The organism is Amycolatopsis sp. GA6-003 (assembly GCF_046267895.1).
Classification (GTDB): Bacteria; Actinomycetota; Actinomycetes; order Mycobacteriales; family Pseudonocardiaceae; genus Amycolatopsis.
In genome coordinates, this window is the sequence record NZ_CP176499.1 from 2,585,751 (window position 1) to 2,611,885 (window position 26,135).

The following is a 26,135-nucleotide window of genomic DNA, read 5'->3' on the forward strand; positions in this document are numbered from 1 at the left end:
AGAACCAGACAGGAGCACATGACAGTGAAGATCGCGGTTCTCGGGGGCGGACACGGTTCCTGGGCCACGGTGGCGGAACTCGCCGAGAACGGCCACGAAGTGCGCTGGTGGCGGCGGAACGCCGAGGCGCTGGAAGCGGTGCGCGCGACCGGGGCGGTGGGCGTCCGGGACTACCGAGGTTCCCGATCGGTGCCGGTGGGCGAAGGGGCCGGGCAGATCAACCCGGTGCCGGACCTCGCCGAGGCGGTGCGCGGCGCGGCTCTGCTCGTGATCCCGCTGCCGTCGACCACCCACGACGACCTGGCTCCGCAGCTCGCCCCGCTGCTGACCGAGGGCCAGGTGGTGTTCCTGCCGCCGGGCACGTTCGGTTCGCTGGTGTTCGCCAAGGCGGTCGCCGCGGCGGGCGGAAGTTCGGAGATCGCGTTCGCCGAGGCCGGGACGCTGCCGTACCTCGCGCGTCGGCACGGCGACGCGGAAGTGGTGATCAGCGGGTACGCGACCCGGCTGCCGACCGGCGTTTTCCCGCTGCGGCTGGCGGAAAGCGCGTTCCGGACGCTGCGCGAGGCGTACCCGAGCGTCGAGGACGCGGGCGACGGGCTCAGCGGTGCGCTGATGAACGCGGGCCCGATCATCCACCCGCCGCTGATCACGATGAACGCCGGTCCGCTGGAGCACTTCGCCGCCTGGGACATCCACAACGAGGGCACGCAGCCGTCGATCCGCAGCGTCACCGACGCTCTGGACGCCGAACGGGTCGCGCTGCGCGAAGCGTTCGGCTACGGCGCGCCGCATTTCCCGCTGGCCGACCACTACGCCGCTGACGGCGAGGAATGGATGTATGGCCGCGCGGCGCACGAGCGGCTGACCGACAGCGGCGACTGGCGCGAGAAGATCGACCTCCACACACACCGCTACATGGTCGAGGACACCCGGCTCGGGTTGTCGCTGCTGGTGTCCGCGGGCCGGTTCGCCGGGGTGCCGACGCCGGTCGCGGAAGGCTTGCTCGCCTTGGGTTCCGCCATCACCGGACGCGATTTCTACGCCGAGGGCCGGACCTTCGAGAACCTCGGCCTGGCGGATCTCGACCGGGCCGGGCTGACCGAGCTGCTGCGGGACGGAGTCCAGTCGTGATCGCCATCGTCGGAGCCGGGCGGATGGGCGAGGGCATCGCGCTGGCCTTCCTCGCGGCCGGGCATCCGGTGCTGCTCGCGGACGTCAAGGACCGCACCGAGGAAGAACGCCAGCTCCGGCGCGACGAGGTCCGCAAGCGGCTCGCCGACCGGCTGCGCGCGATGTCCGGGCACGCGGACGCGCTGGAAAGCCTGACGCTGGGCGACCGTTCGGCGAAGGAACTCGCCGACGCGACCGTGGTGTTCGAGGCCGTGCCGGAGGTCATGGACATCAAGCGCGAGGTGTTCGGCTGGCTCGGCTCGCAGGTGCCGGAGTCGGCGGTGCTGGCCTCGACGACGTCGACCTTCCTGGTCACGCAGATCGCCGAACTCGCCGACCGGCCGGAGCGCGTGGTCAACGCGCATTGGCTCAACCCGGCCGAACTGATGCCGCTGGTGGAGGTCAGCCGGAGCGACGACACCGATCCGGCCGCGGTCGACCGGCTCGTGGCGCTGCTGCGCGAAATCGGCAAGGTGCCGGTGGTGTGCGGACCCGCCGCCGGGTACATCGTGCCGCGGCTGCAGGCGCTGCTGATGAACGAGGCCGCGCGGATGGTCGAGGAAGGCGTGGCCGGCGCGGCGGAGATCGACCTCGCGGTCCGCGCCGGGCTCGGGCCGCGGTTTTCGGTGCTGGGCCCGCTGGAATTCATCGACTGGGGCGGCGGCGACATCCTGTACTACGCCTCGCGCTACCTGACCGGCGAACTCGGCGAACGGTTCCAGGCGCCCGCGATCGTCGAGGAGAACATGACCGGGCAGCGGCGGGGCCTCCAGGACGGGGCCGGGTTCTACCGCTTCGATCCGGACGGGGTCCCGGAGTACCGGGCGGCGCGGATGCGGGAGTTCGAGGACATCTTCCGGCTGCGGGAACCGCATTTGCGGGACGGGACGCCGGTTCCGGAGCGACCGGAGGAGTGACCGTCGCGCGGGCCCGGACCGGATCCGGGCCCGCGCGGAAGCACCTGCGAGACCGCTTGAGCCGGGCGTTCAGTCCTTCTTCAGCCACCCGGCGACTTCGAGAACGTCCGGATGCTTCGGTCCGAACGCCTCGGCCAGCCCCGCCGCGACCGCCTCCAGCTCCCGGTCCGCTTCCTCGTCCCGGCCGCGTTCCCGGGCCACTCGCGCCAAGGTCGCCCGGAAGCCGAGTTTCAGCGGATGCCCGTCCGGCAGACCGGCGGCCGACACGAGTTCCCGGGACAGGGTTTCCGCCGCGTCGAGCTGGCCGCTTTCCAGGCAGGCGCGGGCCAGCTCCCCAGCCGGGCCCCACTGCTGCGCGGCCGGTTGCGCGGACAGCACGGCGCGGTACAGCTCCGCCGCTTCCGCGGGTTGCCCGGCTCGCAGCAGCACGGCGGCGAGCACCTCCACGAACTCCGGCGTGCGGTACTGCTCGGCGAGTTCCCTCGCCTTGTACTGGACCGCCTCCGCCTCGCCGCGTTCCGCCCGGATCAGCAGGCCGACCGCGGCGGCCCGGTCGCGTTCGTAGTCGTCTCGCGGTTTGCGGGACAGGCCGGAGTTCAGGCCGGCCGCCTCGTCGTAGCGGCCCAGGGTCCGCAGCACGTTCACCTTCCGGACCGCGCCCGCGATGGTCAGCTCGTGGTACTCCCCGAACTTGTCCACGCATGCGTCCAGGTGCCTGCTGAGCACTTCCAGCGCCTCGTCGTACTCCCCGGACAGCGAGTACATCTCCGACAGCATCAGCTGTGCCCGCATGGTGGCCGGGTCGTCGGGACGGACCGCCTCGTAGATGTCCACTGTGGACTCCATGAGGCGCACCGCGTCCTCGATCCGGCCCAGCGCGGCCTTCGCCGTCGCCAGGTTCAGCCACGCGCCGAGCGTGCCGGGATGCTGTTCGCCCTCGACCCGCACCTGGGCGTCGGCCAGTTCCGTGTAGTGCTCCTCGGCCGCGGGCCAGTCGCCGGTTTCCACCAGCAGCAGGCCGATCCGGTGGCGCATCGCGAGGCTCTCCGGGGACTCCGGGTCCGCGGCTTTCGCCAGTTTCTTGCGCAGCCGCGCCAGTTCGTTCGCCGGGTTCGCCCGGAATAGCGCCATCGCCGTCCCCCGTCCGGTCGGTGCGTTCCGGCCAGTGTGCCGCAAGCCACAAGACCCCGGGAGTGTGCCGTCCCCCACTCGACCGGGCCACTCCCCTGGTTACCCACGGGTAACAAGGGCTAGGGTGCGGACAGGAACACTCTCGACTTCCAGGAGCATTCGTGGCCGCACCAGCAACGCCGCCGCTCGCGCCCACCGCGCGAGGGGTGCGCAATGTCGTCTTCGTCGAAGGGGTACGGACGCCCTTCGGCAAGGCGGGCGACAAGGGCATGTACGCCGGGACCCGGGCGGACGACCTCGTCGTCAACGCCATCCGCGAGCTGCTGCGGCGGCATCCGGAGCTGCCGCCCGAGCGCGTGGACGAGGTCGCGATCGCCGCGACGACCCAGACCGGCGACCAGGGCCTGACCATCGGCCGCACCGCCGCGCTGCTCGCCGGGCTGCCGAAGTCCGTGCCGGGCTTCGCGATCGACCGGATGTGCGCGGGCGCGATGACCGCGGTGACCACCACCGCGAGCGGCATCGGCTTCGGCGCGTACGACATCGCCATCGCCGGCGGCGTCGAGCACATGGGCCGCCACCCGATGGGCGAGGGCGTCGACCCGAACCCGCGGATCATCGCGGACAAGCTGGTCGACCCGACCGCGCTCGTGATGGGCCAGACCGCGGAGAACCTGCACGACCGGTTCCCGGAGATCACCAAGGAGCGCACGGACGCGTTCGCCGCGCGCAGCCAGGAAAAGTACGCCGAGGCGGTGAAGACCGGCAAGATCGGGCCGGAGCTGGTTCCGGTGGCGACCCGCAGCAAGGAACTCGGCTGGGGTCTCGCGACCGAGGACGAGCCGCCGCGGCCGGGCACGACCGTCGAGCAGCTGGCGAAGCTGAAGACGCCGTTCCGCCCGCACGGCCGGATCACCGCGGGCAACGCGGCCGGTCTCAACGACGGCGCGACCGCGGCGATCCTCGCCGACGAGGACACCGCGCGCGAGCTGGGACTGCCGATCGGCATGCGGCTGGTCGGCTACTCCTTCGCCGGCGTCGAACCGGAGGTGATGGGCATCGGTCCGGTGCCGGCCACCGAGAAGCTGTTCAAGCGCACCGGCCTGTCCATCGACGACATCGGCCTGTTCGAGATCAACGAGGCGTTCGCGGTGCAGGTGCTCGCGTTCCTCGACCACTTCGGCATCGCCGACGACGACCCGCGGGTCAACCAGTGGGGCGGCGCGATCGCCTGCGGCCACCCGCTGGCCTCGTCCGGCGTGCGGCTGATGACGCAGCTGGCGCGCCAGTTCGCCGAGCGCCCCGACGTGCGCTACGGCCTCACCACGATGTGCATCGGCATCGGCATGGGCGGCACCGTGATCTGGGAGAACCCGGCCTACACCGGCGCCGAGGGTTCCGAGGGGGCGAAGTAATGACTTTCACCGCTGAAGAGGCGAAGGCCGCGTTCCCGGACGAGGTCGTGACCAACGCGGTCACCAACCTGGTCAAGGTTCCCGGGCTGGACAAGCCGGTCGCACTGATCACGCTGGACAACGGCCACGACCACACCCGGCCGAACACCTTCGGCCCGCAGGGTCTCGTGGCGCTGAACACCGCGCTGGACGAGGCGTTCGCCGCCGAGCCCGCCGCGATCGCGGTCACCGGCAAGCCGTTCATTTTCGCGGTCGGCGCGGACCTTTCCGGCGTCGAGGCGGTGTCGGACCCGAAGCTGGCGCGGGAGATCGCGCAGACCGGGCACGACGTGTTCCGCCGGCTCACCGAGTCGAAGATCCCCACGTTCGGGTTCGTCAACGGCGCGGTGATGGGCGGCGGGCTCGAACTCGCGCTGTCCTGCCACTACCGGACGCTGTCGGAGAACACCGCGGCGATCGCGTTCCCCGAGGTGTTCCTCGGCCTGTTCCCGGGCTGGGGCGGCACGCAGCTGCTGCCGAACCTGATCGGCCCGGACGCCGCGGTCACCGTGATCATCGAAAACGCGCTGGCGCAGAACAAGATGCTGAACGTGCGCAAGGCCGCCGAACTCGGCATCGTCGACGAGGTCTTCGGTTCCGCGGACTACCTGGAGCAGTCGCTGCTGTGGCTGGCGAAGGTGGTCAACGGCGAAATCACCCCGGCCCGCCGGGAAATCGACCGCGGCGCGGAGTGGGACGCGGCCATCGCGCGCGCGAAGTCCATTGTGGACGGACGCACGCACGGCGCGTCGCCGGGCGCGACCAAGGCCGTCGAGCTGCTCGAGCTGGCGCGGGAGAACGACCTCGACCGCGGTTACGCGGCGGAGACCGACGGGCTCGCCGAGCTGCTGATGTCGGACGTGCTGCGCGCCGGGCTGTACTCGTTCAACCTGGTCAACAAGCGGGCCAAGCGGCCGGCCGGCGCGCCGGACAAGTCGTTGGCGCGCAAGGTGAACAAGGTCGGCATCGTCGGCGCGGGCCTGATGGCCAGCCAGCTGGCGCTGCTGTTCGTGCGCCGCCTCAAGGTGCCGGTGGTGCTCACCGACGTCGACCAGGCGCGGATCGACAAGGGCGTGGGCTACGTCCACGAGGAGATCGACAAGCTGCTGGCCAAGAAGCGCGTGTCGCCGGACGGCGCGAACCGGCTCAAGGCGTTGGTCACCGGCTCGCTCGACAAGGCCGCGTTCGCCGACGCGGACTTCGTGATCGAGGCCGTCTTCGAAGAGCTGGGCGTGAAGCAGCAGGTGTTCGCCGAGCTGGAGCAGCACGTCTCCCCCGAGGCGATCCTGGCCACGAACACGTCCTCGCTGTCGATCACCGCGATGGCCTCGAAGCTGCAGCACCCGGAGCGCGTGGTCGGCTTCCACTTCTTCAACCCGGTGGCCGTGCTGCCGCTGCTGGAGATCGTGCGCGGCGAGAAGACCGACGACGCGACGCTGGCGACCGCGTTCTCGGTCGGCAAGCAGCTGAAGAAGTCGAGCGTGCTGGTGAAGGACGCGACGGCGTTCGTCGTGAACCGGCTGCTGCTGCGCTTCCTCGGCGAGGTGCTGGTGGCGGTGGACGAGGGCACGCCGTTCGACGTGGCCGACTCCGCGCTGGAGCCGCTCGGCCTGCCGATGTCGCCGCTGAACCTGATGCAGCTCGTCGGCCCGGCCATCGCGCTGCACGTCGGCGAGACGCTGCACGGCTCGTTCCCGGACCGCTTCACCGTGAGCGAGAACCTGGAAAAGTTCGTGAAGGCGGGCAAGAAGGGCGTCTGGACCTGGGACGAGACCGGCAAGCCGTCGGTCGACCCGGAGGTCGCCGAGCTGTGGAAGCAGGGCGACAACCCCTCCACGGCCGAGCAGGTCCGCGACCGCGCGCTGAACGCGATCGCCGAAGAGGTCCGGATCATGCTCGACGAGGGCGTGGTCGCGGAGGCCCAGGACATCGACCTGTGCCTGATCCTCGGCGCGGGCTGGCCGTTCTGGCTGGGCGGCATCACGCCGTACCTCGACCGGTCGGGCGTGTCGGAACGGGTCAACGGCAAGCGATTCCTCTCCCGGGGAGTCGCTTCGGTTCCGGCGTAACGCCTCCGGCGGAGCCGTTCTGCGCGGGACGGCTCCGCCGTGAACCGGGACACACCGAGCACTTCGTGACCTTCCGGGCACCAGCCGTTCACCGCTGCCCCATAGCGTCCTGCCGAATCTTTCGAGCAGGTCAGGAGCAGGATGAACAGCACGAACCCGGGCGGCGTCGGCCGTCGCGGATTCCTCAAGCGCGCGGGGCTGGCCGGGGCCGTCGCGGCCGGGGCCCCGGTGCTGGCCTCGGGCCAGGCCGACGCCGCGGGCCTCGATCTGGGGCTCGACCTCGGGATCGATCTCGACTGGCTGTTCGGCCGCCGCTACCAGTGGGTCGTCGGCGATCACCACACGCACAGCCAGTACTCGTACGACGCGATGTACCCGATCGACCGGATCGCGGCCGGCGCGCGCGAGCACGGCGCGAAGTGGATCGTCTTCACTGACCACGGGCACGCGACGCACGAGAAGTCGTCGGTGGAACCGACCAGCCGCGACGTGCTGGCCGCGCAGCGGAGGCATCCGGATCTGCTGCTGTGGCAAGGCATGGAGTGGAACGTGCCGGGCGCGGAGCACGCCACGCTGTTCTTCCAGGCCGGGCGTGACCAGGCGAGCGTGCTGCGCGAGTTCGAGCGGAGTTTCGACTGGCGGCTGACCGGTTCCGAATCCTCCAGCCCAGAGCACGAAGCTTTGGCGCTCAAGGGTTTGTGGTGGCTCGCCGAACAGGAACGCAAGCGCCGGATCCACGCGCCGGTCGTGCTGATCAACCACCCGCTGCGCAACGGCCGGGTCTCGCCGCACGAACTGCGCGACTACCGCGACACCGCGCCCGGAATCGTGATCGGCATGGAAGGCGCGCCGGGTGCGCAGGCCGACGGATTCCCCCAGCCGCAAGGCAATGGCGGTGCGCGGGGCGGCTACGGCAACAGCCCCGGCGGGAACTCGTGGCCCGGTTTCCCGGCCGAGGCGTACCGCACGTTCGGCGGCTGGGACTGGACCGCCGCGAAGGTCGGCGGGCTCTGGGATTCCCTGCTGGCCGAAGGAAAACCGTGGTGGATCACCACGAACTCCGATTCGCACTACAACCGCGGCGACCGGCTCGTGCGCCCGTCGGTGCCGGACGGCTGGTACGAGCAGACCGGCAAGTACCCCGACCCGGTCGACAGCGGAGTTCCGCAATTGTCCGCGCCGTACGCGGATTTCTACCCCGGCGAGTTCAGCCGCACCGTGGTCGGGGTGCGGCGGCCGGGCTTCGAGGGCGTGCTGGAAGGTCTGCGCGCGGGCCGGATTTGGCTGTCCCACGGCGGTTTGGTGCAGCAGCTGGAAGTCGGCGTCACCGGCGGCGGCGACTGCGCGACGTTCGGCGGACGCCTGCGCGTGCGCCGCGGCTCCACCGTGACGGTCGTCGTTTCGGCGGTGACCGCGTACCGACCGAACGGGTCGGGTTCGGTGCCGCGGCTGGGCCGGCTGGACCTGATCTCGGGCCCGGTCACCGGCCCGGCGGCGGATCGCGACACGATGACCGCGCCGGGTACGCGAGTGGTGGAGTCGTTCACGCCTTCGCGCGGCTATGCGGGACGGCGGGTGACGTTCAAGCACACGTTCCGCAACGTTCGGGAGCCGTTCTACGTGCGGGTGCGCGGGACGGACGGGAAGCGGCACGTCGCGGGCGGGATCGAGCCCGCGATGGACGTGATCGGACAGGCCGATCCCTACGAAGACCTGTGGCTGTACGGGAATCCGACGTTCGTGGACGTCCGCTGAGTCGTGAGTGGCAATCCCGGTTAGAACCGGGATTGCCACTCACGAGGGCAGCTCTCGCGTCCGCCCCTCGCGACTGCACAGCACCGCCACGAGGCACAGCGCCAGCGCACCGATCCACACCGCGCCCAGCAACGTCGTCCCGCCGCCCTCGGCCAGCACGAGACTGGTCGCGATCGCCGGGGTGAAGCCCGCCCACAGTGTCGAAGCCCCTTGGTAGCACAGGGAAGCTCCGGTGAACCGCACGCGCGTCGGGAACAGTTCGGCGAGGAAAGCCGCGTACGGGCCCAAGACGACCCCCTGGAGTCCCTGCCCGACCGCCACCGCTATGGCGTACGCGAGCGCCGAACCGCTGCCGACCAGCCGCAGCATCGGGAAGGCGAACGCCATCATGGCGACGACCCCGGCGATCATCACCGGTTTGCGGCCGACCCGGTCCGACAGCCGGGCGCTGGCCACGGTCGCGGCGAACATGACGACCGCGGCCCAGGTCTTGGCGTTGAGCACGCCGGTGCGGCTGGCTCCGTGGTCCACCGCGAAGTTGACCGCCCACATCGTGGCGATGCCCATCATGGCGAACATGGCCAGCCCCGCGAACAGGCCGAGGACGACCTGGCGGGAGTATCCGGCGAACACCTCCGCCAGCGGCATCCGCCGCTTCTCGGCCTCGGCCTGGACCCGCCGGAAGAACGGGCTTTCCTCGACCGAGGACCGCACCCACAGCCCGATCCCGACCAGCACGATGCTGAGCAGGAACGGGATCCGCCATCCCCAGCTGAGGAAACTCCGGTCCGGCAGCAGGCTGGCGAGCGTGACCGCGCCGCTGGCCAGCACCGCGCCCGCCGGGCCGCCGAGGTTGGCGAAGCTCGCCGCGAACCCGCGTTTGGCGCCGGGCGCGTGTTCGAGCGCGATGGTCATCGCCCCACCCCATTCGCCGCCGACGGCGAACCCCTGCAGCACCCGCAGCACGATCAGCGCCGCCGGGGCCGCCGCGCCGATCCGCGCGCTCGACGGGAGCAGGCCGATCATCGTGGTGGCGAGGCCCATCGTCAGCATCGACACCACGAGCACGCGTTTGCGGCCGATCCGGTCCCCGAAGTGCCCGAAGACGATTCCGCCGAGCGGGCGGGCCACGTAACCCGCGGCGAGCGTGCCGAACGACGCGAACGCCGCGAGCCCCGGTCCCAGCCCGGTGAAGAACACGTGCCCGAAGACGATCGCGGCGGCGGTCGCGTAGAGCACGAAATCGTAGAACTCGATGGCGCTGCCCAGAAAACTGGACAACAGGACCCGTCGCAAGTGACGGCTGCCGAGCTGCTCGGCGGGGGCGCTGCCCGCGGTCGTTTCCTGAGGGGTCGTCATGATCACGCCTCGCCGACGGGCTGCGGGCGACGGACGCGCGCGAAACTGATCTCCTGCAGGTCGTCCGGCACCAAAACAGGCCCCGCGTAAGTGTCCCGCGCGGCGCGCCAGACCGACGGGTCCGCGTCGCCGGGGACGAGGTGGTGCAGCGCCAAGGCTCGCGCGCCCGCTTCGGCGGCCACCTGCCCGGCTTGCCGGGGCGAACTGTGCGACTTGTGGTGGTGCTGCTTCGCCGCCAGAGCGATGCGCGGGTCCTCGTCGAGATAGCTTCGCTCGACCCAGTCGAAGTCGATCGCTTCGTGCAGCAGCAGATCGGTGTCCTCGGCCAGCCGCACCAGGTTCGGGCAGTACGTCGTGTCGCCGGAGATCGTGACCGATCCCGCGCCGGTGTCGAACCGGAACGCGAACGCGGGCGCGACCGGCGGGTGCTGCACCAGCGTCGCGGTGACCCGCACCAGTTCGTCCTGGTAGATCTCGAACGGCTCCGCTGCCGGGCACGGGTTGTCGTTCGGGTGGTAGCCGAGATGCTCGGGGACGGCGATGTCGCTGGCGGTGAAAAGGCTGAGCGGGGACGGCCGCAGCGAGTCGAGCATGCGGTCGGTCAGGTCCGTGCCGAAGGCCCGCAGCAGCGTCGTGACCAGCTCGGACGTGCCCGGCGTGGGATTGTCCGGGAACGCCGGGCCGGGCGCGGTCTCCGCCACCGGAGACACCGGCGGCAAGGCGCCCCGGTTGCCCGGCCCGAGGATCGAAACGGGCCGCTGACGCGGATTCCGCATGGCCATGAACCCGAACACGGTCAGCGCGGCCAGTTCGACCGTGTGGTCCGAGTGCAGGTGGGTCAGGAAGATGCCGCGCAGCGACGAGAGCGGGATGCCGGCCCGGCTCAGCTGTTCCCCGGCGCCTTGCCCGCAGTCGACCAAGTACGCCGCTTCGCCCACCACGACCGCGGTCGCGATGCCGGACCGGCGGCGGCCGGGGCCGGAGCCCCACCACCGCGGCCCGCCCGCGGTGCCGAGCGTGACGACGTACGGCTGGGCTGTCCCTGGGGTTGCTGGCTGCATTCAGACCTCCGCGTCGAGAACTTCGGCTCAGTATGGGAGGCTCGGAACCCGGCGAAAAGCCATAAAAGATACGGATCTTTTTAAGAAGAAGTGATGAAGGAACTCACCCTCCGGCAGCTTCAGTACTTCGTCGCCGTGGCGGAAAAGGGATCGATCAGCGACGCGGCGCGGGCCCTGCACGTCTCGCCCGGCGCCGTCTCGCAAGCGCTGACCGACCTCGAATCCAGCCTCGCCGTCCAGCTGACCTTGCGCAGGCGCGCCACCGGGGTCACCCTCACCCGCGCCGGACGGCTCGCCGCGGACCAGGCGCGCACGATCCTCGCCGAGACCGAACGGCTGCGCGACACCGCGCACGTCATGCGCGGAGAACTGGTCGGCACGCTGCGGATCGGCTGCTTCCCCACGCTGTCGCCGTGGATGCTGCCCGGCATCATCGCGCACTTCACGCACGAACATCCCGCGTTGCGGCTGGAGATCGAGGAAGGTCCGTCCGACGAACTGCAACAGCAACTCGCCGACGGCGACATCGACGCGTGCCTGCTGTATTCCGCCCATCTGCGCCCCGGACTGGACCACGTACGCCTCGCCCCGGTCCGGCTGCGCTTGATCCTGCCCGCGAACCACCGCCTCGCCGACCGCGACGAGATCGCCCTCGCGGAACTCAGCGACGAACCGGCCATCCTGACTTCCCTGCGCCCCGCCCGCGATCTGGTCGAGAACCTGATGCGGCACGCGGGCGTCGAACCGGTCGTCGGCTGGAGCATGGCCAACGTCGAGACCATCCGGGCCATGGTCGCGCGCGGGCTGGGCTATTCGGTGCTGATGGGCCGACCGCACGGCGACCGGACTTACGACGGGCTGCCGCTGATCTACCGGCGGATCGCGGACGACCTGCCGGAGAACGCCGTGGTGCTCGCCCGCGTCCGGGGCGGCCGGACCACGGCCGCGCTGAAGGCGCTCACGGAGTTTTGCGTCCGCGAGTTCGGGGAGGCGGGCCGTCCGGTCCAATGAGGACTCCCGGCGGTCCGTCCATTGAGGACTGACCCGGCGGGCGGTCAGCGGTCGACGACTCGCCGAGGGGCCAGCAGGACCCGGCCGGGACAGGCAGTGGTCCTCGCCTGGCTCGCCCACTCGGTCCGGACCGAAGACAGCGTCGGCTCAGCCGCTACGCGGCGGGCAGCCGCACCGTCACCGCCAGCCCGCCCCCGACCACTGGCTCCGCGGACACCGTCCCGCCGTGGGCCTGCACCGCCGCCCGCACGATCGACAGCCCCAGCCCCGCGCCGGAACGCGCCGTCCGGGCCACCCCTGCGCGGCGGAACGGCTGGAACAGCTCCGGCACCGCCGCCGGGTCCAGCAGCCCGCCCGACGAGCGCACCCGCAGCGTCGACCACTGCGCGCCCGGCTCGGTCGTCACCTCGATCCAGCCGCCGTCGACGTTGTGCCGCACCGCGTTCTCGACCAGGTTCCCGGCGATCCGTTCCAGCAGCGCCGGATCCCCGATCGCGGGCGACGGCTGCGTCGCGAAGTCCGCGCGCAGGCCCCGCTGTTCGGCCTCGCCCCGCACCGCGGACCACGCGCGTTCCACCAGCACCGTCAGGTCCACCAGTTCCCGCGTCGCGAGACCGGCTCCGTCGGTGCGGGCCAGCAGCAGCAGCGAATTCACCAGCTGTCCCGCCCGGTTCGTCGCGTCGAGCACGACCCCGGCCATCCGGCGGAATTCGGCCTCGTCGGCGTGTTCGTCGGACAGCGTCACGTCCAATTCCGTGCGGATCACCGACAGCGGGGTGCGCAGTTCATGGCTCGCGTTGGCCACGAAATGCCGCTGCGAATCGAACGCGTCCTGCAGCCGGTCGAGCATGTCGTCGAACGTCCGGGCCAGCTCGGCCAGCTCGTCGCGCGAGCGGATCTCGCCGATGCGCTCCCCCATCGACTCGATCGACAGCCGCTGCGCCGTCCCGGTGATCTCGCGCAGCGGCCGCAGCACGCGCGAGGTGAACGTCCAGGCCAGGATCGCCGCCGCGGCCACCACGAAGAAGAACGCCAGCGAACCGAAGATCAGCACCCGGGTGACCGCGTGCGTGCGCAGATGCTGCGCGAGCGTGGACGCGTCCACGTCGTTCCCGTCGACCCGCACGATGGTGCCGGGCGGCATGTGCGGCACGGCGTCGACCGCGTCGCCGACGAGCGTCCACGCCAGCCACAGCAGCAGCAATCCCGCCGCGGCGACCAGGACGGTCGCCAGGACGGTGACGCGCACCCGCAGGCTGCGGGCACCGGGAAGCTTCACTCGGAACCGGCGACCGACACCCGGTAGCCCGAGCCGACCACGGTCTCGATGATGCCCGGTTCGCCGAGCTTCTTGCGCAAGGTCATCACGGTGACCCGGACCGTCGTGGTGAACGGGTCGGCGTTCTCGTCCCACACCCGTTCGAGCAGTTCCTCGCTGCTGACCACGGATCCGCCGGCGGACAGCAGCACCTCGAGCACGCCGAACTCCTTGCGGGTCAGCTCGACCGGCCCGCTCGCGCGCCGGACGGTGCGCTTCGCCGGGTCCAGCTCGACGTCGCCCGCGGTGAGCAGCGGCGGCGCGGCGGGCGTCGCGCGGCGGCCCAGCGCCCGCACGCGCGCGACCAGCTCGGGGAAGGCGAACGGCTTGGCGAGATAGTCGTCCGCGCCCAGGGACAATCCGTCCACCCGGTCGGACACCGAACTGCTCGCGGTCAGCATCAGCACGCGCGTCAGCTCGCCGGACGTCACGATCTCGCGGCACAGGTCGTCGCCGGACATCCCGGGCAGGTCGCGGTCGAGCAGCACCACGTCGTACCGCGTGACGGACGACTTCTCGTGCCCGTCGTCGCCGGTGAGCGCGATGTCGACGGCCATGCCCTCCCGCCGCAGCCCGCGGGCGATCGCGTCGGCCAACGGCTCTTCGTCTTCGACTACCAGAACTCGCACGAGACCACAATCCCACAGTTTCCTGAGAGCACCTGAGAGACCTGATTGGACACTCGCGTTCACCCCCACCGCAGCGCGAACCACAGGCGCATCCGCGTTTCCGGGTCGGCCAGCTCGACGTCCAGCGCCCGTTCCACCTGCCCGATCCGGTGCCGCACGCTGTTGCGGTGCACGCCGAGTTCGGCCGCGGTGCGATCCCAGCTTCCGTGGTGCGCCAGCCACGTCCGCAGGGTCGGCACCAGCTCGCGGCCGTGCGCGCGGTCCAGTTCCCGCAGCGGGGCCAGCAGCCGTTCGGCGAACGCGCTCGCCGCGGCCGGCGGGATCAGCTCGTCGAAGCCGAGCGGGTCGGGGCTGGCGGCCAGCGGACGGGCCAGAGCGCGGGCGCGGGCGAGCAGCAGTTCGGTTTCCGCGACGGCGGCGGGCAGGTCCGCGGCGGGGTGCGGCGGGCTGGCGACCACGAGCCAGCCGTGGTCGAGGAGGCCGTCCAGGTCGCCGAGTTCGCGGGCGATGGCGTAGAAGCGGGGGCCGGGCAGGACTTGGACCAGCGGGGTGTCGAGGCGGGCGCGCAGCCAGTCCGGCCGCCGGGCGAGCGCGTCCGGACCGCGCCGGTGGGCGATTCCGGCGACGAGCCGGGCCTGCTCGCTGCCGACGACTCCGGCGAGCGCGTCCGCGCCGGGACCGCCGAGCAGCAACGCGGTGGCCGCGGCCCCGAGTTCCGCGCTGTCCGATCCGGCGCGGCCGACGAGCCCCAGCAGCGCCGCACCGACGGCCAGGATCGCCCGGTCCCCGCTGTCGAACCGTTGCGCGCGGCCGACCACGACCAAGTGCGCGGCGGTCGCCTGCGGATAGACCGGCTGCGCGACCACGTGCGTGCCGTCCGGCAATTCGGTCGAGGCGATGCGGATTCCGGAGCGAGCGCGCAAGGTCGCGAGCAATTCCTTCACCGGCGACGGCAGCGGCTGCGGCGCGTCGTAGCCCGCCGCCAGCACGTCGCCGGCCCCGACCATCGCGACCCACCCGTGCAACCGTCCGGCGAGTGCGGCGACCAGCTCCCCCAGACCGCCCCCCGCAGCGCGCGTCAGCGCTTCGCGGCCTTCCGCCAGCCGCCGTTCGTCGTGTCGGCCCGCCTCGGCCAGGGCGACCGCGACAGCGCGGTTGATCGCCAGGAACGGCGTCGCGGGCGGAACAACCAGCAACGGCAGGCCGTGTTCCGCGCAAGCGTCGCGCAGTGAAGACGGCAGGGTTTCCGAGACCGTCGGAGTGAGGCCGAAGCCGAGCGCGGTGACGCCCGCGTCGCGCAGCCCCCGGACGTACCGGTCGGCGTCCTTCGGCAGGTTCACGCCCGCGGTCAGCACGAGTTCGGCGCCCACCAGGTACGGCGCGGGGTCGGCCAGTTCGCTCACGTGCGCCCACCGCACCGGCCGGTCGAGCGCGCCCGGGCGGAGCGTTTCGGGCACGACGTCGAGCGCCAGCTCCGGGTTGCCCGCGACGGTGCGTAGTGGAACTGTCACCTCCGCGGGCAACAGCACGTCCTGCTGGGTCATTTCAACCAATCTTCGGCGAAGTCCTGGATACATCGTCCCATGCCGCCGCGGGGTCGCCCGACCCTACGGTGTCCCGCAAGAACCCACCCCGTTTCAAGGAGGACCCGTGGGCGGCGACTATGCGGTGATCGCGCTGTACATCGCGGGCATGATCGGGGTCGGCTGGATCGGCCTCCGGCTGGCCAAGACGAAATCCGACTATCTGGTCGCCGGACGGCGGCTCGGCTGGTTCATGTACTCCGGCACGATGTCGGCGGTCGTGCTCGGCGGCGCGTCGACCGTCGGCGGCGTGAAGCTCGGCTACACCTACGGCATTTCCGGCGCGTGGCTGGTGATCACGATCGGCGTCGGGATCCTCGTGCTGCACGCGGTTTTCGCGCGGCGGCTGGTGAAACTGCGCGTCTACACCGTCGGCGAGATGCTCGACCTGCGCTACGGCGGCCGCGCGAGCGCGGTGTCCGGCGTGGTGATGTGGGGCTACACGCTGATGCTCACGGTCACCTCGACGCTGGCGTTCGCGTCGATCTTCAAGGTGCTGTTCTCGATCCCGAGCTGGGCCGGGATCGCGATCGGCGGGTCGATCGTGGTGCTGTACTCGGTGCTCGGCGGCATGTGGTCGATCACGCTGACCGACATCGCGCAGTTCGTGATCAAGACGATCGGCATCCTGTTCGTCCTGCTGCCGGTCGCGCTCGTCTCGGCGGGCGGCTTCGGCGGGATGGCCGAGAAGCTGGACGCGTCGTACTTCGAGTTCACCTCGATCGGCGGCGAGACGATCCTGACCTACTTCCTGATCTACACCTTCGGGTTGCTGATCGGGCAGGACATCTGGCAGCGCGTGTTCACCGCGCGCACGCCTCGCGTCGCGACCGGCGGCGGTGTCATCTCCGGCGTCTACTGCCTCGTCTACGGCATCGCGGGCGCGCTGATCGGTACGGCCGCAAAGGTGCTGTACCCGGATCTCGGGAGCGCACAGGACGCCTTCGCCACCATCGCCGAACGACTGCTGCCCACCGGCGTACGCGGTCTCGTGCTGGCAGCGGCGCTCTCGGCGCTGATGTCGACTTCGAGCGGCGCGCTCATCGCGTGCGCCACCACGACGACTTCGGATCTGTTGCGCAAGGTCGGCCTAAAGAGTGGCGAGGTCTTGCGTAACCGAGTGACGACACTTGTGCTGGGCATCGTGGCCATTGGGATCGCAATGCTCGTGGACGACGTCGTCAACGCGCTCACCATCGCGTACGACATCCTCGTCGGCGGCCTGCTCGTGACGATCATCGGTGCGCTGTTCTGGAAGCGCGGTACTCGCGAAGGCGCGTACGCGTCGATGGTGGCCGGCACGGTGTCCGTCATCGCCTTCATGTTCATCGACGGGGTCGCGGCCAACAGTCCGATTTATTGGGGCCTTGGCGTCAGCCTGGTCGTGTACGTCGGCGTCAGCCTCGCGACGCCGCGTACGCCGGACAGCATTCTTTCCGTGTGGACAAAACGTCTGCACGGCACCGAAGCCGCTGAAGATCTCAGCGCATCCGAAACCCGACAGGAGTTGACCCAGTGAGTGAACAGCGTCCGGTCGGCCCGCTCGACTCGTCGCAGATCCCGCGCTTCGCCGGCTTCGCGACCTTCGCGCGGCTGCCGCGGATCGACGAGGTGCCGAGTGCCGACGTAGCCGTGGTCGGCGTGCCGTTCGACTCCGGCGTGTCCTACCGCCCCGGCGCGCGGTTCGGTCCTTCGGCGCTGCGCGAGGCGAGCCGGCTGCTGCGGCCGTACCACCCGGGTCTGGACGTTTCGCCGTTCGCGGAGAAGCAGGTCGTGGACGCCGGGGACATCGCGGTCAACCCGTTCCACATCGGCGAAGCGATCGAGAAGCTGCAGCAGGAAGCCGAAGCGCTCACCGCGGGCGAGACGAAGCTGGTGACCGTCGGCGGCGACCACACCATCGCGCTCCCACTGCTGCGCGCGGCGGCGAAGAAGCACGGTCCGGTTGCGCTGCTTCACTTCGACGCGCACCTCGACACCTGGGACACCTACTTCGGCGAGCCGTACACGCACGGCACGCCGTTCCGTCGCGCGGTCGAAGAAGGCATTCTCGACACCAGTGCCGTGTCGCACGTGGGCACGCGCGGTCCGCTGTACGGCAAGCGCGACCTCGAAGAGGACCGTCGCCTCGGCTTCGGCATCGTCACCTCCGGCGACGTACTGCGCCGCGGCATCGACGAGACTGTGGACGCGCTTCGCCAGCGCATCGGCGACCGTCCGCTGTACGTGTCTGTCGACATCGACGTGCTCGACCCCGCGCACGCGCCCGGCACCGGCACTCCCGAGGCGGGCGGCATGACCAGCCGCGAACTGCTGGAAATCCTGCGCGGCCTGCGCGGGCTCAACCTGGTCGGCGCGGACGTCGTGGAACTGGCCCCGGCCTACGACCACGCCGAGATCACCGCCGTCGCCGCTTCGCACGTCGCCTACGACCTGGTCAGCCTGCTGGCGCTGGGACGCGGCGCATGACCCGGATCGGCGGCGACGTTGTCGTAGAGACGCTGCGGGCGCTCGGTGCGGACACCGTGTTCGGCCTGCCCGGACAGCACGCGCTCGGCCTGTTCGAAGCGCTGCGCCGGGCCGAAGACCTGCGCGTGGTCAGCTCGCGGGTGGAGAACAATCTCGCCTTCGCCGCGGACGGCCACGCGCGCGCCCGGCTCGCCGCCGATCCGCACGGCCCGGTGCCGGTCACGCCGATGATCGTCTCGACCGGCCCCGGCGCGCTGCTCACGCTGGCGTCGCTGCAGGAATCGCGGGCGGCGTCGGTGCCGGTGCTCGGCATCTCGAGCCAGATCCCGGTCGCCGGGCTCGGCGGCGGACGGCACGGCTACCTGCACGAACTCACCGACCAGCAGGCCAGCTTCCGCGATGTCGTGAAGTCGGTGCACGTGGTCCGGACGATCAGCCAGATCCCGACCGCGCTGCGCGAGGCGTGGGAATGCGCCGCCGCCGCGCCGTACGGGCCGGTGTGGGTGGAAATCCCGCAGGACGTGCTGCTCGCCGACGCCACCCTGCCGCAGCTGACCTCGGTGACCGCAGCCCCGGCACCGCTCGAACCGTTGCCGGAACTGGTCGCCGAAGCCGCAAAGCTCCTTGAGGCAGCGAAGAATCCGGTGATTCTCGCCGGTGGCGGCGCACTGCGCTCCGGGGCGCACGAGGAGCTGCGCCAGCTCGCCGAAACCCTGCGCGCGCCGGTGGTCTCGACGTTCGGCGGCAAGGGCGTTTTCGCCTGGGACCACGAGCTGTCCGCGCAATCGTGGCTGGAAGACTGGCACACCACGGAATTCCTCTCCGCCGCCGACGTCCTGCTAGTGCTCGGCTCGGGATTGGGCGAGCTGTCCAGCAACTACCGCGAGTTCGCGCCGCGCGGCCGGATCGTGCAGCTGGAAGCGGATCTCGGGAAACTGGAGTCGAATTACCCGGCACTGGCGCTGCACGCCGACGTCCGGCACACGCTCCGCGCGCTGCTGGACCAGCTCACCCCGCGTACTCCGGACGGACGGTCCGAAGCCGCGGTGAAGGATCTGCTCGCCCGCGTCGAGTCCAGATTGGACAGTCAGCCGCTCGCGCTGGAACGAAAGCTGATCGACGACATCCGCGCCGCGCTTCCCGAAGGCACGCAAACCTTCTGGGACATGACCATCGCGGCCTACTGGGCGTGGTCCGCCTGGAATCCGGACGGCGCGCCGATCCACACCGCGCAGGGTGCGGGCGGCCTCGGCTACGGCCTTCCCGGCGCGCTCGGCGCCGCTGCCGCGGGGGTGCGGTCGCTGGCCGTCTCCGGCGACGGCGGTGCGATGTACGGACTGGCCGAACTGGCCACCGCGGTACAGCATCAACTGGACGTGACCTGGCTGGTGATCGACGACGGCGGCTACGGCATCCTGCGCGAATACCTCACCGGCGCGTTCGGCCAGACCACCGCGACCGAACTGCCGCGCCCGGATTTCGTCGCGCTCGCCGAATCGTTCGGCGTCCCCGCCCGAAAGACCACTGTGGACACTGTCCGCACCGATCTCGCCGACGCGCTGCGCACCCCCGGCCCGTCGGTCGTCGTGCTTCCCGCGCTGCTGAAGATGTTCGCCCCAACCCATTTGGAGCACTCGTGACCCACATCCGCAACTTCGTCGGCGGCGCTCTGGTCGATACGCCCGACAGCGAGGCCACCCTCGAACTGACCAACCCGGCCACCGGCAAGGCATTCGGCACCAGTGTCGTCTCCCGGCGGAACGAAATCGACCTCGCGATGGAGTCGGCGGCGCGCGCGTTCCAGTCGTGGCGGCGCAGCACGCCCGCGCAGCGCCAGGAAGCCCTCCTCAAGATCGCCGACGCGCTCGAAGCCCGCGCGGAGGAGTTCGCCGACGCCGAGGTCCGCGAGACCGGCAAGGTCCGTTCGGTCATGCTGGACGAGGAAATCCCGGAGTGCGTGAGCACGCTGCGGTTCTTCGCCGGTGCGGCGCGGCAGCTCGAAGGCACCGGTGCGGGCGAGTATCTGGCCGGGCACACGTCGGTGATCCGCCGCGAGCCGATCGGCGTGTGCGCGCAGATCGCGCCGTGGAACTACCCGCTGATGATGGCCGTCTGGAAGATCGGCCCGGCGCTCGCCGCGGGCAACACCGTGGTGCTCAAGCCCGCCGAAACCACGCCGTCCACCGCGGTGCTGCTCGCCGAAACCGCGGCGGAATTCCTGCCGCCGGGCGTGTTCAACGTGCTGTGCGGCGACCGGGAAACCGGCCGCGCGCTGGTCCGGCACCCGCACACCGACCTGGTGTCCATCACCGGCTCGACGCGCGCCGGCATCGACGTGGCCACCGTCGCCGCCGCCGATCTCAAGCGCACCCACCTGGAACTGGGCGGCAACGCTCCCCTGCTGGTCTTCCCGGACACCGACCTCGCCGACACCGCCGAGCGGATCGCCGACGCCGCGTTCTACAACGCCGGACAGGACTGCACCGCGGGCAGCCGCGTGCTGGTGCACGAGAGCATCCACGACGAATTCGTTGCCGCGCTGACGAAAACGGCCGCCACCCGGCGGCCGGACGTCGACTACGGACCGCTCAACAGCCGCGCCCAGCTCGACCGCGTGCTCGGCCTGCTGGAGCGGCTGCCGTCGCACGCGCGCGTCGAAACCGGCGGCACCGCGCCCGGACCGGGCTTCCAGCTCGCGCCGACCGTCGTGTCCGGCCTCCGCCAGGACGACGAACTGGTCCAGGAGGAAATCTTCGCGCCGGTGATCACCGTCCAGCCGTTCGCGGACGAGGCGGAAGCGCTGGAACTGGCCAACGGCGTCCCGTACGGGCTGGCTTCCTCGGTCTGGACGAACGACGTCGGCCGCGTCGCCCGGGTGTCGCGCGACCTCGATTTCGGCTGCGTGTGGGTGAACACGCACGGCCCGCTGACCGCCGAGATGCCGCACGGCGGGTTCGGGCATTCCGGGCACGGCAAGGACCTCTCGGCGTATTCGTTCGCCGAGTACACCCGCGTCAAGCACGTGATGACGAGGTTCGAGTGATGAGCGACAAAGTCACCGAGGTCGAACAGCACGGCATCGCGCCGATCCCGCCCGCGGAACAGACCTCGCGCCCGCGTGACCTCTTCCGGCTGGCGTTCGGCGGGGCCAACACGTTCGCCACGATCATCCTCGGCACCCTGCCGATCGCGTACGGGCTGAGCTTCTGGGCCGCCCTCGCCGCGACCGTCGTCGGCGTGGTGCTCGGCGCGCTCGTGCTGTCTCCGATGGCCTTGTTCGGCCCGGTCACGCGGACCAACAACGCGGTTTCGTCCGGCGCGCACTTCGGCGTGGTCGGCCGGTGCGTCGGCTCGTTCCTCTCGCTGCTCACCGCGATCACCTTCTTCGCGATCTCGGTGTGGGTGAGCGGCGACGCGGTAGCCGGTGCGGCACAACGGCTTTTCGGCATCGACGGCGGCCCCGTCCTGCGCGCGGTCGCCTATGGCGTGATCGCGATCGCCGTGCTCGTCGTGTGCATTTACGGCTACCGCTTCATGCTGCTGGTCAACCGCGTCGCGGTGACGCTGGGCACGCTCATCATGCTGGTCGGCATCTTCGCCTACGGGGGTTCGTTCGACCCGTCGTTCGCCGGCAGCGGCACCTTCGCCCTCGGCGGCTTCTGGCCGACGTGGATCCTCGCCGTGCTGACCGTGATGGCGAACCCGATCTCGTTCGGCGCGTTCCTCGGCGACTGGTCGCGCTACATCCCCGCCACCCACTCGCGCCGCTCGCTGCTGGCCGCGCCGTTCCTCGCGCAACTGGCGACGCTGCTGCCGTTCGGCTTCGGCATCGCGACCGCGACCCTGGTCGCCGACCCGGCCGACTACGTCACCGGCCTGACCGCGATTTCCCCGCTCTGGTACGCGATCCCGCTGATCGTGGTCGCGCTGATCGGCGGATTGTCCACCGGCACCACCGCGCTCTACGGCACCGGACTGGACTTCAGCTCGATCTTCCCGAGGCTGTCCCGCGTGCGGGCGACCCTGCTGATCGGGACGCTGAGCGTGCTGTTCATCTTCGTCGGCAATTTCGTGCTCGACATGGTGTCCAGCATCAACGCGTTCGCGACGCTGATCGTGCTGTGCACGTCGCCGTGGATGGTGATCATGATGATCGGCTACGTGCAACGCCGCGGCTACTACGACCCGGCCGACCTGCAGGTGTTCAACGAGGGCCGCACCGGCGGCCGGTACTGGTTCCACCGGGGCGTCAACTGGCGCGCGATGGCGGCCTGGATCCCGGCCACCGGACTGGGCCTGCTGTGCGCGAACACGCCGATGATCACCGGCCCGCTGGCGGATGTCGCGGGCGGGGTGGACCTCAGCCTGGTGGTGACGCTCTGCACGGCCGCGGTGGCGTATCCGGTGCTGGTGAAGGTGTTTCCGGAACCGCGGGAAGTGTTCGGGCCTGCTTCGGTCACCGCTGCGGAAGCGGTGGCCGCCGAAGCGTGAGCGGGCGGCTCCATTGAGCCGACAGGATCGTGTCCGCCAGCGCCGCCGCCGAACCCCGGGCCGTTCCGCGGTGGCTCAGCACGAAGGTCACCGAACCCGGGTCGGGCAGTCCTGCGACCGGGACCAGCCCGTCCGGGACCACGGAGGCCGCGAACAGGCCGACCCCCAGCCGGGCTTCGAGTGCGACCCGCAGGCCGTTGAGCCGTTCGCTGACGCAGCCGATCCGCCACTGGACGCCGCCCCGGCGCAACGCGTTCAGCGCGCGGGCCCGGGTGACGCTCGGCTCCGGGTACAGCACGAGAGGCACCGGCTCGCCGGGAACCAGTTCGAGCCCGGGCGAGCCCACCCACACGAGCGGATCACGGCGCACGCCCTGTCCGGAATCGCGTTTGGCGAGCACCAGGTCGAGGTCTCCGTCGGCGAGCCGGGAGTGCAGCACCTCGCTCAGCTCGACCGACAGTTCGAGGTCGATCCCCGGATGCGCGCCGCGGAACCGGTCGAGGACGTCCGCGGCATGGCCGAGCAGGAAGTCCTCGCACACCCCGAACCGGACCCGCCCGCGCGGGCCCGGCCGGGAGAAGTACCGCAGCGCGCGGTCCTGCTGGTCGAGGATGCCGCGGGCGAAGCCGGTCATCGTCTCGCCGTCGCCGGTGAGGCGCACGCGGTGCGTGTCGCGCTCGAACAGCACGCAGCCGAGCGCCGTTTCGAGGCGGCGGACGTGCTGGCTCACCGTCGACTGCCCGAGATCCAGCCGGCGGGCGGCTTCGGAGAACCCGCCCGCCTCCGCCACGGCGAGAAAAGTGCGCAGCAGCACCGGATCGATCACTACTCCGGAGTACCACTCTCGGTACCCGACCGGGTACGAGGTGTGGGCGCCGCCACTACCGGCGGCGCGTGATCACCACCGGCTTGAGGTCCTTCGGAACCGCGGCGAACGCGGACGCCGGAACCCCGAACGAGGCGGCGAGAACCTCCCTCGGCAGCGAGTTCAGCGTCCCGACGATGCCGATGTCGTCGTTCGGCTCCGCGGCGCTGGTGTTGAACATGACGAGCACGTCAAGGCCTTCGGTGGCGCTGGAATTCGCGAAATAATGGAAGAATCCCTGCGGGGCGAAGACGAGATCGCCGGGCCCGGCGCGGAAAACGTCATTGTGGTAACTGCCGTCGGCGTGCGTGCCGAGAATGCTCCAGTCCGCGGTGCCGGAAATGATGTAGTTCAGCTCCCACGCGGACGGATGCCAGTGCGGTTCGCGCAGGCCGCCGGGGTCGAGGTGCACCAGGTACACCGAACCCTGCTGACCGGCCAGCATCGGGAAGGTCTGCTCGTTGGCCCCGCGCAGCGTCCCGCCGTCGTAGACCGCGGGTTTCGACTTGGCGAGCGGGAAGAGGTGAGCCGGTTTCGCCGGAGTGCTCGCCCCCGCCGGCGCGGCCGCCCCGAACGCGGTCGCCGCGGCGATTCCCGCGCCCGCCCCGAGCGCACCGCGCCTGCTGATTTCCGACATTCTTTCCGCCTTTCCCAGAAACCGAGGAAGATCTGCTTCCCCTGATTCTTCCGGGAATCCGGAAACCGGAAAGGGCCCGGCCCGGATCACTGCTATCGCGCGCCGCGATGAGCGAACGGGCCCCAGAGAGACGAAATGGCGGGCCCAGCTCCGGGACCCGCCATTCACACTCTCCGTCGCGTGATTCAGGCGCGCGGCTTCTCCCCCGCGGTCTCCTCCACGTCGGAGCCCAGCCGTCCCGAGGCCCACTCCGTGATCCGCCGCGCCACGTCCTGGGCGGTCAGGCCGATCCGGTCCAGCACCTCGGCGCGCGTCCCGTGTTCGTGGAACGCCTGCGGAACCGCGAGGTCGCGCAGCGGGACATCGCACTCCGCGTCCCGCAGCACCGCCGCCAGCGCCGAGCCGAAACCGCCGTGGCGGCCGCTGTCTTCGACGGTCACCACGAGTTTGTGCTGCTCTGCCAAGGCGACCAGCTCCGCGGGCACCGGGACCACCCAGCGCGGGTCGGCGACCGTCACGCCGATGCCCTGGTCCGCCAACCGGTCCGCGGCCGACAGCGCCAGCTGCGCGAACGGGCCCACCGCGACCAGCAGCACGTCCGTCGAACCCGAGGGCCGGCGCAGCAGGTCGACCGTGCCGATGCGTTCGACCGCGGGCACGTCCGGGCCGACGCTGCCCTTCGAGAAACGCAGCGCGGTCGGGCCGTCCTGCACCGCGACCGCCTCGCGCAGTTCTTCGCGCAGGGTCCCCGGGTCGCGCGGCGCGGCCACGCGCATGCCCGGCACCATGCCCAGCAGCGACAGGTCCCACATGCCGTGGTGGCTCGGGCCGTCCGGACCGGTGATGCCCGCACGGTCCAGCACGAACGTCACCGGCTGGCGGTGCAGCGCGACGTCCATCAGCACCTGGTCGAACGCCCGGTTCAGGAACGTCGAGTACAGCGCGACGACCGGGTGGCAGCCGCCCATCGCGAGGCCGGCCGCGGACGTCACCGCGTGCTGTTCGGCGATGCCGACGTCGAACCAGCGGTCCGGGAAGCGCTCGGAGAACTTCTCCAGGCCGGTCGAGCGCAGCATCGCGGCGGTGATCGCCACGACGTCCTCGCGCTCCTCGCCGATCTTCGCCAGCTCGTCGCCGAACACGCCGGTCCAGCTCGGGCCCTTCACCGGCGGCAGGCCGGTCTCCGGGTCGATCGGGTCGGTCTGGTGCATCTGGTCGGCCTGGTGGTTCACCGCGGGCGCGTAGCCGTGGCCCTTCTCGGTGACCACGTGCACGATCACCGAGCCGCCGAACGCCCGCGCGCTCTGGAACGCCTTCTCCAGCGCGACCAGGTCGTGCCCGTCGACCGGGCCGAGGTATTTCAGGCCGAGGTCGGAGAACATCACCTGCGGGCTCAGCGCGTCCTTGATGCCCGCCTTGGCCGCGTGCAGCGCGGCGTAGATCGGCTTGCCCACCACCGGGGTGCTGCGCAGCAGTTCGCGGCCGCCGTCCAGCAGCCGCTCGTAGCCCGGCTGCAGCCGCAGCGACGCGAGGTGGTCGGCCATCCCGCCGATGGTCGGCGAGTACGACCGGCCGTTGTCGTTGACCACGATCACGACCGGGCGGTCCTTGCGCCCGGCGATGTTGTTGAGCGCCTCCCAGCACATGCCGCCGGTGAGCGCGCCGTCGCCGACCACCGCGACCGCGTGCCTGCGCGGGCCGCCGGACAGCTCGAACGCCTTCGCCATTCCGTCCACATAGGACAGCGCGGCGGACGCGTGGCTGTTCTCCACCAGGTCGTGCTCGCTCTCGCTGCGGCACGGGTACCCGGTGGGGCCGCCCTGCTGGCGCAGCTTGTCGAAGTCGCCGTGCCGCCCGGTGACGATCTTGTGCACGTACGCCTGGTGCCCGACGTCCCACACGATCGCGTCGCGCGGCGAATCGAACACCCGGTGCAGCGCCAGGGTCAGCTCGACGACGCCCAGGTTGGGGCCGAGGTGGCCGCCGCTGCGGCGGACCTTGTCCACGAGGAAGTCCCTGATCTCGGCCGCCAGCTCCCCGAGGTCCTCGACGCTCATGCGCTTCAGGTCCGCCGGTCCGTGCACCGAGTCCAGCATGGTCACCGCTCCACCCCGTCCGTTTCTTCCTCCGCCGGTTCCGGCCAGTCTACGGACGGCCGCCACCTGGGACCGGCCGCCCGCGTCCCGGATCACAACCGCGGGCGGAACGCAACTCCA

General features: G+C 70.9%; 20 protein-coding genes. 11 read left to right on the top strand and 9 right to left on the bottom strand.

Translation table 11 applies throughout. The features are described from left to right. The first annotated feature begins 18 nt into the window (after positions 1-18). On the top strand, positions 19-1,131 hold the full coding sequence (locus tag F9C12_RS11140; protein ID WP_409465810.1) for an NAD/NADP octopine/nopaline dehydrogenase family protein: 1,113 nt from the start codon (positions 19-21) through the stop codon (positions 1,129-1,131). Next, positions 1,128-2,087 (top strand): 3-hydroxyacyl-CoA dehydrogenase NAD-binding domain-containing protein, encoded by a 960-nt coding sequence (locus F9C12_RS11145; protein WP_409465811.1) that lies wholly within the window; start codon positions 1,128-1,130, stop codon positions 2,085-2,087. Before F9C12_RS11140 ends, F9C12_RS11145 begins: the two co-directional genes overlap by 4 nt. A gap of 69 nt (positions 2,088-2,156) precedes the next feature. On the opposite strand, the gene F9C12_RS11150 is transcribed toward F9C12_RS11145, so the two are convergent. Then, positions 2,157-3,218 (bottom strand): tetratricopeptide repeat protein, encoded by a 1,062-nt coding sequence (locus F9C12_RS11150; protein ID WP_409465812.1) that lies wholly within the window; start codon positions 3,216-3,218, stop codon positions 2,157-2,159. A 206-nt stretch (positions 3,219-3,424) separates the two neighbouring features. On the opposite strand from F9C12_RS11150, the gene F9C12_RS11155 reads away from it, so the two are divergent. The 3 genes from F9C12_RS11155 (at position 3,425) to F9C12_RS11165 (ending at position 8,496) form a co-directional block, all read left to right on the top strand. After that, positions 3,425-4,633, top strand: a complete 1,209-nt coding sequence (locus F9C12_RS11155) for a thiolase family protein (protein WP_409187051.1) — start codon at positions 3,425-3,427, stop codon at positions 4,631-4,633. Beyond that, positions 4,633-6,741, top strand: coding sequence for a 3-hydroxyacyl-CoA dehydrogenase NAD-binding domain-containing protein (locus F9C12_RS11160; protein WP_409465813.1), 2,109 nt, complete (start codon positions 4,633-4,635; stop codon positions 6,739-6,741). The genes F9C12_RS11155 and F9C12_RS11160 overlap by 1 nt, the downstream gene beginning before the upstream one ends. A gap of 141 nt (positions 6,742-6,882) precedes the next feature. Beyond that, complete coding sequence (locus tag F9C12_RS11165; protein WP_409465814.1) at positions 6,883-8,496, top strand: PHP domain-containing protein; 1,614 nt, start codon at positions 6,883-6,885, stop codon at positions 8,494-8,496. A 39-nt stretch (positions 8,497-8,535) separates the two neighbouring features. Here the strand turns inward: F9C12_RS11165 and F9C12_RS11170 are convergent, their stop codons facing one another. Beyond that, a complete protein-coding gene (locus F9C12_RS11170) occupies positions 8,536-9,855 on the bottom strand; it encodes an MFS transporter (protein WP_409465815.1) in 1,320 nt (439 codons plus the stop codon). Positions 9,856-9,857: 2 nt separating this feature from the next. After that, positions 9,858-10,916 (bottom strand): MBL fold metallo-hydrolase, encoded by a 1,059-nt coding sequence (locus tag F9C12_RS11175; RefSeq protein ID WP_409465816.1) that lies wholly within the window; start codon positions 10,914-10,916, stop codon positions 9,858-9,860. A 93-nt stretch (positions 10,917-11,009) separates the two neighbouring features. Here F9C12_RS11175 and F9C12_RS11180 point away from each other — a divergent pair, with 93 nt between their 5' ends. After that, positions 11,010-11,927: a LysR substrate-binding domain-containing protein gene (locus F9C12_RS11180; protein ID WP_409465817.1), complete on the top strand. Its 918-nt coding sequence runs from the start codon at positions 11,010-11,012 to the stop codon at positions 11,925-11,927. A 154-nt stretch (positions 11,928-12,081) separates the two neighbouring features. Here F9C12_RS11180 and F9C12_RS11185 read toward each other — a convergent pair whose 3' ends face one another. Genes F9C12_RS11185 through F9C12_RS11195 form a run of 3 tightly spaced genes read right to left on the bottom strand, consistent with a single transcriptional unit; the run spans position 12,082 to position 15,418 of the window. Then, entirely contained in the window at positions 12,082-13,206 is a 1,125-nt protein-coding gene (locus F9C12_RS11185; RefSeq protein ID WP_409181913.1) for a sensor histidine kinase, read from the bottom strand. Continuing rightward, positions 13,203-13,874, bottom strand: coding sequence for a response regulator transcription factor (locus F9C12_RS11190; RefSeq protein WP_009075614.1), 672 nt, complete (start codon positions 13,872-13,874; stop codon positions 13,203-13,205). The genes F9C12_RS11185 and F9C12_RS11190 overlap by 4 nt, the downstream gene beginning before the upstream one ends. A gap of 59 nt (positions 13,875-13,933) precedes the next feature. Beyond that, the gene (locus F9C12_RS11195) at positions 13,934-15,418 is read right to left on the bottom strand and encodes a PucR family transcriptional regulator (RefSeq protein WP_409465818.1); all 1,485 of its coding nucleotides are present in this window, start codon (positions 15,416-15,418) and stop codon (positions 13,934-13,936) included. Positions 15,419-15,524: 106 nt separating this feature from the next. On the opposite strand from F9C12_RS11195, the gene F9C12_RS11200 reads away from it, so the two are divergent. Genes F9C12_RS11200 through F9C12_RS11220 form a run of 5 tightly spaced genes read left to right on the top strand, consistent with a single transcriptional unit; the run spans position 15,525 to position 22,417 of the window. Continuing rightward, positions 15,525-16,976, top strand: coding sequence for a sodium:solute symporter (locus tag F9C12_RS11200; protein ID WP_409465819.1), 1,452 nt, complete (start codon positions 15,525-15,527; stop codon positions 16,974-16,976). Continuing rightward, positions 16,973-17,926 carry an agmatinase gene (speB, locus tag F9C12_RS11205; RefSeq protein ID WP_037357511.1) on the top strand — a complete coding sequence of 318 codons (954 nt, stop codon included), beginning with the start codon at positions 16,973-16,975 and terminating at the stop codon, positions 17,924-17,926. Before F9C12_RS11200 ends, speB begins: the two co-directional genes overlap by 4 nt. Further along, positions 17,923-19,566, top strand: coding sequence for a thiamine pyrophosphate-binding protein (locus F9C12_RS11210; RefSeq protein ID WP_409465820.1), 1,644 nt, complete (start codon positions 17,923-17,925; stop codon positions 19,564-19,566). Before speB ends, F9C12_RS11210 begins: the two co-directional genes overlap by 4 nt. Continuing rightward, a complete protein-coding gene (locus F9C12_RS11215) occupies positions 19,563-20,969 on the top strand; it encodes an aminobutyraldehyde dehydrogenase (RefSeq protein WP_409465821.1) in 1,407 nt (468 codons plus the stop codon). Before F9C12_RS11210 ends, F9C12_RS11215 begins: the two co-directional genes overlap by 4 nt. Beyond that, the gene (locus F9C12_RS11220; RefSeq protein WP_409181918.1) at positions 20,969-22,417 is read left to right on the top strand and encodes a purine-cytosine permease family protein; all 1,449 of its coding nucleotides are present in this window, start codon (positions 20,969-20,971) and stop codon (positions 22,415-22,417) included. The genes F9C12_RS11215 and F9C12_RS11220 overlap by 1 nt, the downstream gene beginning before the upstream one ends. Here F9C12_RS11220 and F9C12_RS11225 read toward each other — a convergent pair. The 3 genes from F9C12_RS11225 to dxs all read right to left on the bottom strand — a co-directional run bounded on the left by F9C12_RS11225 (position 22,383) and on the right by dxs (position 26,021). Next, positions 22,383-23,243, bottom strand: coding sequence for a LysR family transcriptional regulator (locus F9C12_RS11225; RefSeq protein WP_409181919.1), 861 nt, complete (start codon positions 23,241-23,243; stop codon positions 22,383-22,385). The two genes, F9C12_RS11220 and F9C12_RS11225, sit on opposite strands and share 35 nt — an antisense overlap. A 55-nt stretch (positions 23,244-23,298) precedes the next feature. Next, a complete protein-coding gene (locus F9C12_RS11230; protein ID WP_409181920.1) occupies positions 23,299-23,919 on the bottom strand; it encodes a cupin domain-containing protein in 621 nt (206 codons plus the stop codon). A 185-nt stretch (positions 23,920-24,104) separates the two neighbouring features. Further along, a complete protein-coding gene (gene dxs / locus F9C12_RS11235) occupies positions 24,105-26,021 on the bottom strand; it encodes a 1-deoxy-D-xylulose-5-phosphate synthase (protein ID WP_409465822.1) in 1,917 nt (638 codons plus the stop codon). Positions 26,022-26,135 lie beyond the last annotated feature (114 nt).

Coding starts and splice junctions, on each gene's coding strand:
- F9C12_RS11210 (WP_409465820.1), top strand. CDS start 17,923: ATGACCCGGATCGGCGGCGACGTTGTCGTAGAGACGCTGCGGGCGCTC.
- F9C12_RS11170 (WP_409465815.1), bottom strand. CDS start 9,855: ATGACGACCCCTCAGGAAACGACCGCGGGCAGCGCCCCCGCCGAGCAG.
- F9C12_RS11175 (WP_409465816.1), bottom strand. CDS start 10,916: ATGCAGCCAGCAACCCCAGGGACAGCCCAGCCGTACGTCGTCACGCTC.
- F9C12_RS11165 (WP_409465814.1), top strand. CDS start 6,883: ATGAACAGCACGAACCCGGGCGGCGTCGGCCGTCGCGGATTCCTCAAG.
- F9C12_RS11195 (WP_409465818.1), bottom strand. CDS start 15,418: ATGACCCAGCAGGACGTGCTGTTGCCCGCGGAGGTGACAGTTCCACTA.
- F9C12_RS11160 (WP_409465813.1), top strand. CDS start 4,633: ATGACTTTCACCGCTGAAGAGGCGAAGGCCGCGTTCCCGGACGAGGTC.
- F9C12_RS11220 (WP_409181918.1), top strand. CDS start 20,969: ATGAGCGACAAAGTCACCGAGGTCGAACAGCACGGCATCGCGCCGATC.
- F9C12_RS11230 (WP_409181920.1), bottom strand. CDS start 23,919: ATGTCGGAAATCAGCAGGCGCGGTGCGCTCGGGGCGGGCGCGGGAATC.
- F9C12_RS11180 (WP_409465817.1), top strand. CDS start 11,010: ATGAAGGAACTCACCCTCCGGCAGCTTCAGTACTTCGTCGCCGTGGCG.
- F9C12_RS11140 (WP_409465810.1), top strand. CDS start 19: ATGACAGTGAAGATCGCGGTTCTCGGGGGCGGACACGGTTCCTGGGCC.
- F9C12_RS11150 (WP_409465812.1), bottom strand. CDS start 3,218: ATGGCGCTATTCCGGGCGAACCCGGCGAACGAACTGGCGCGGCTGCGC.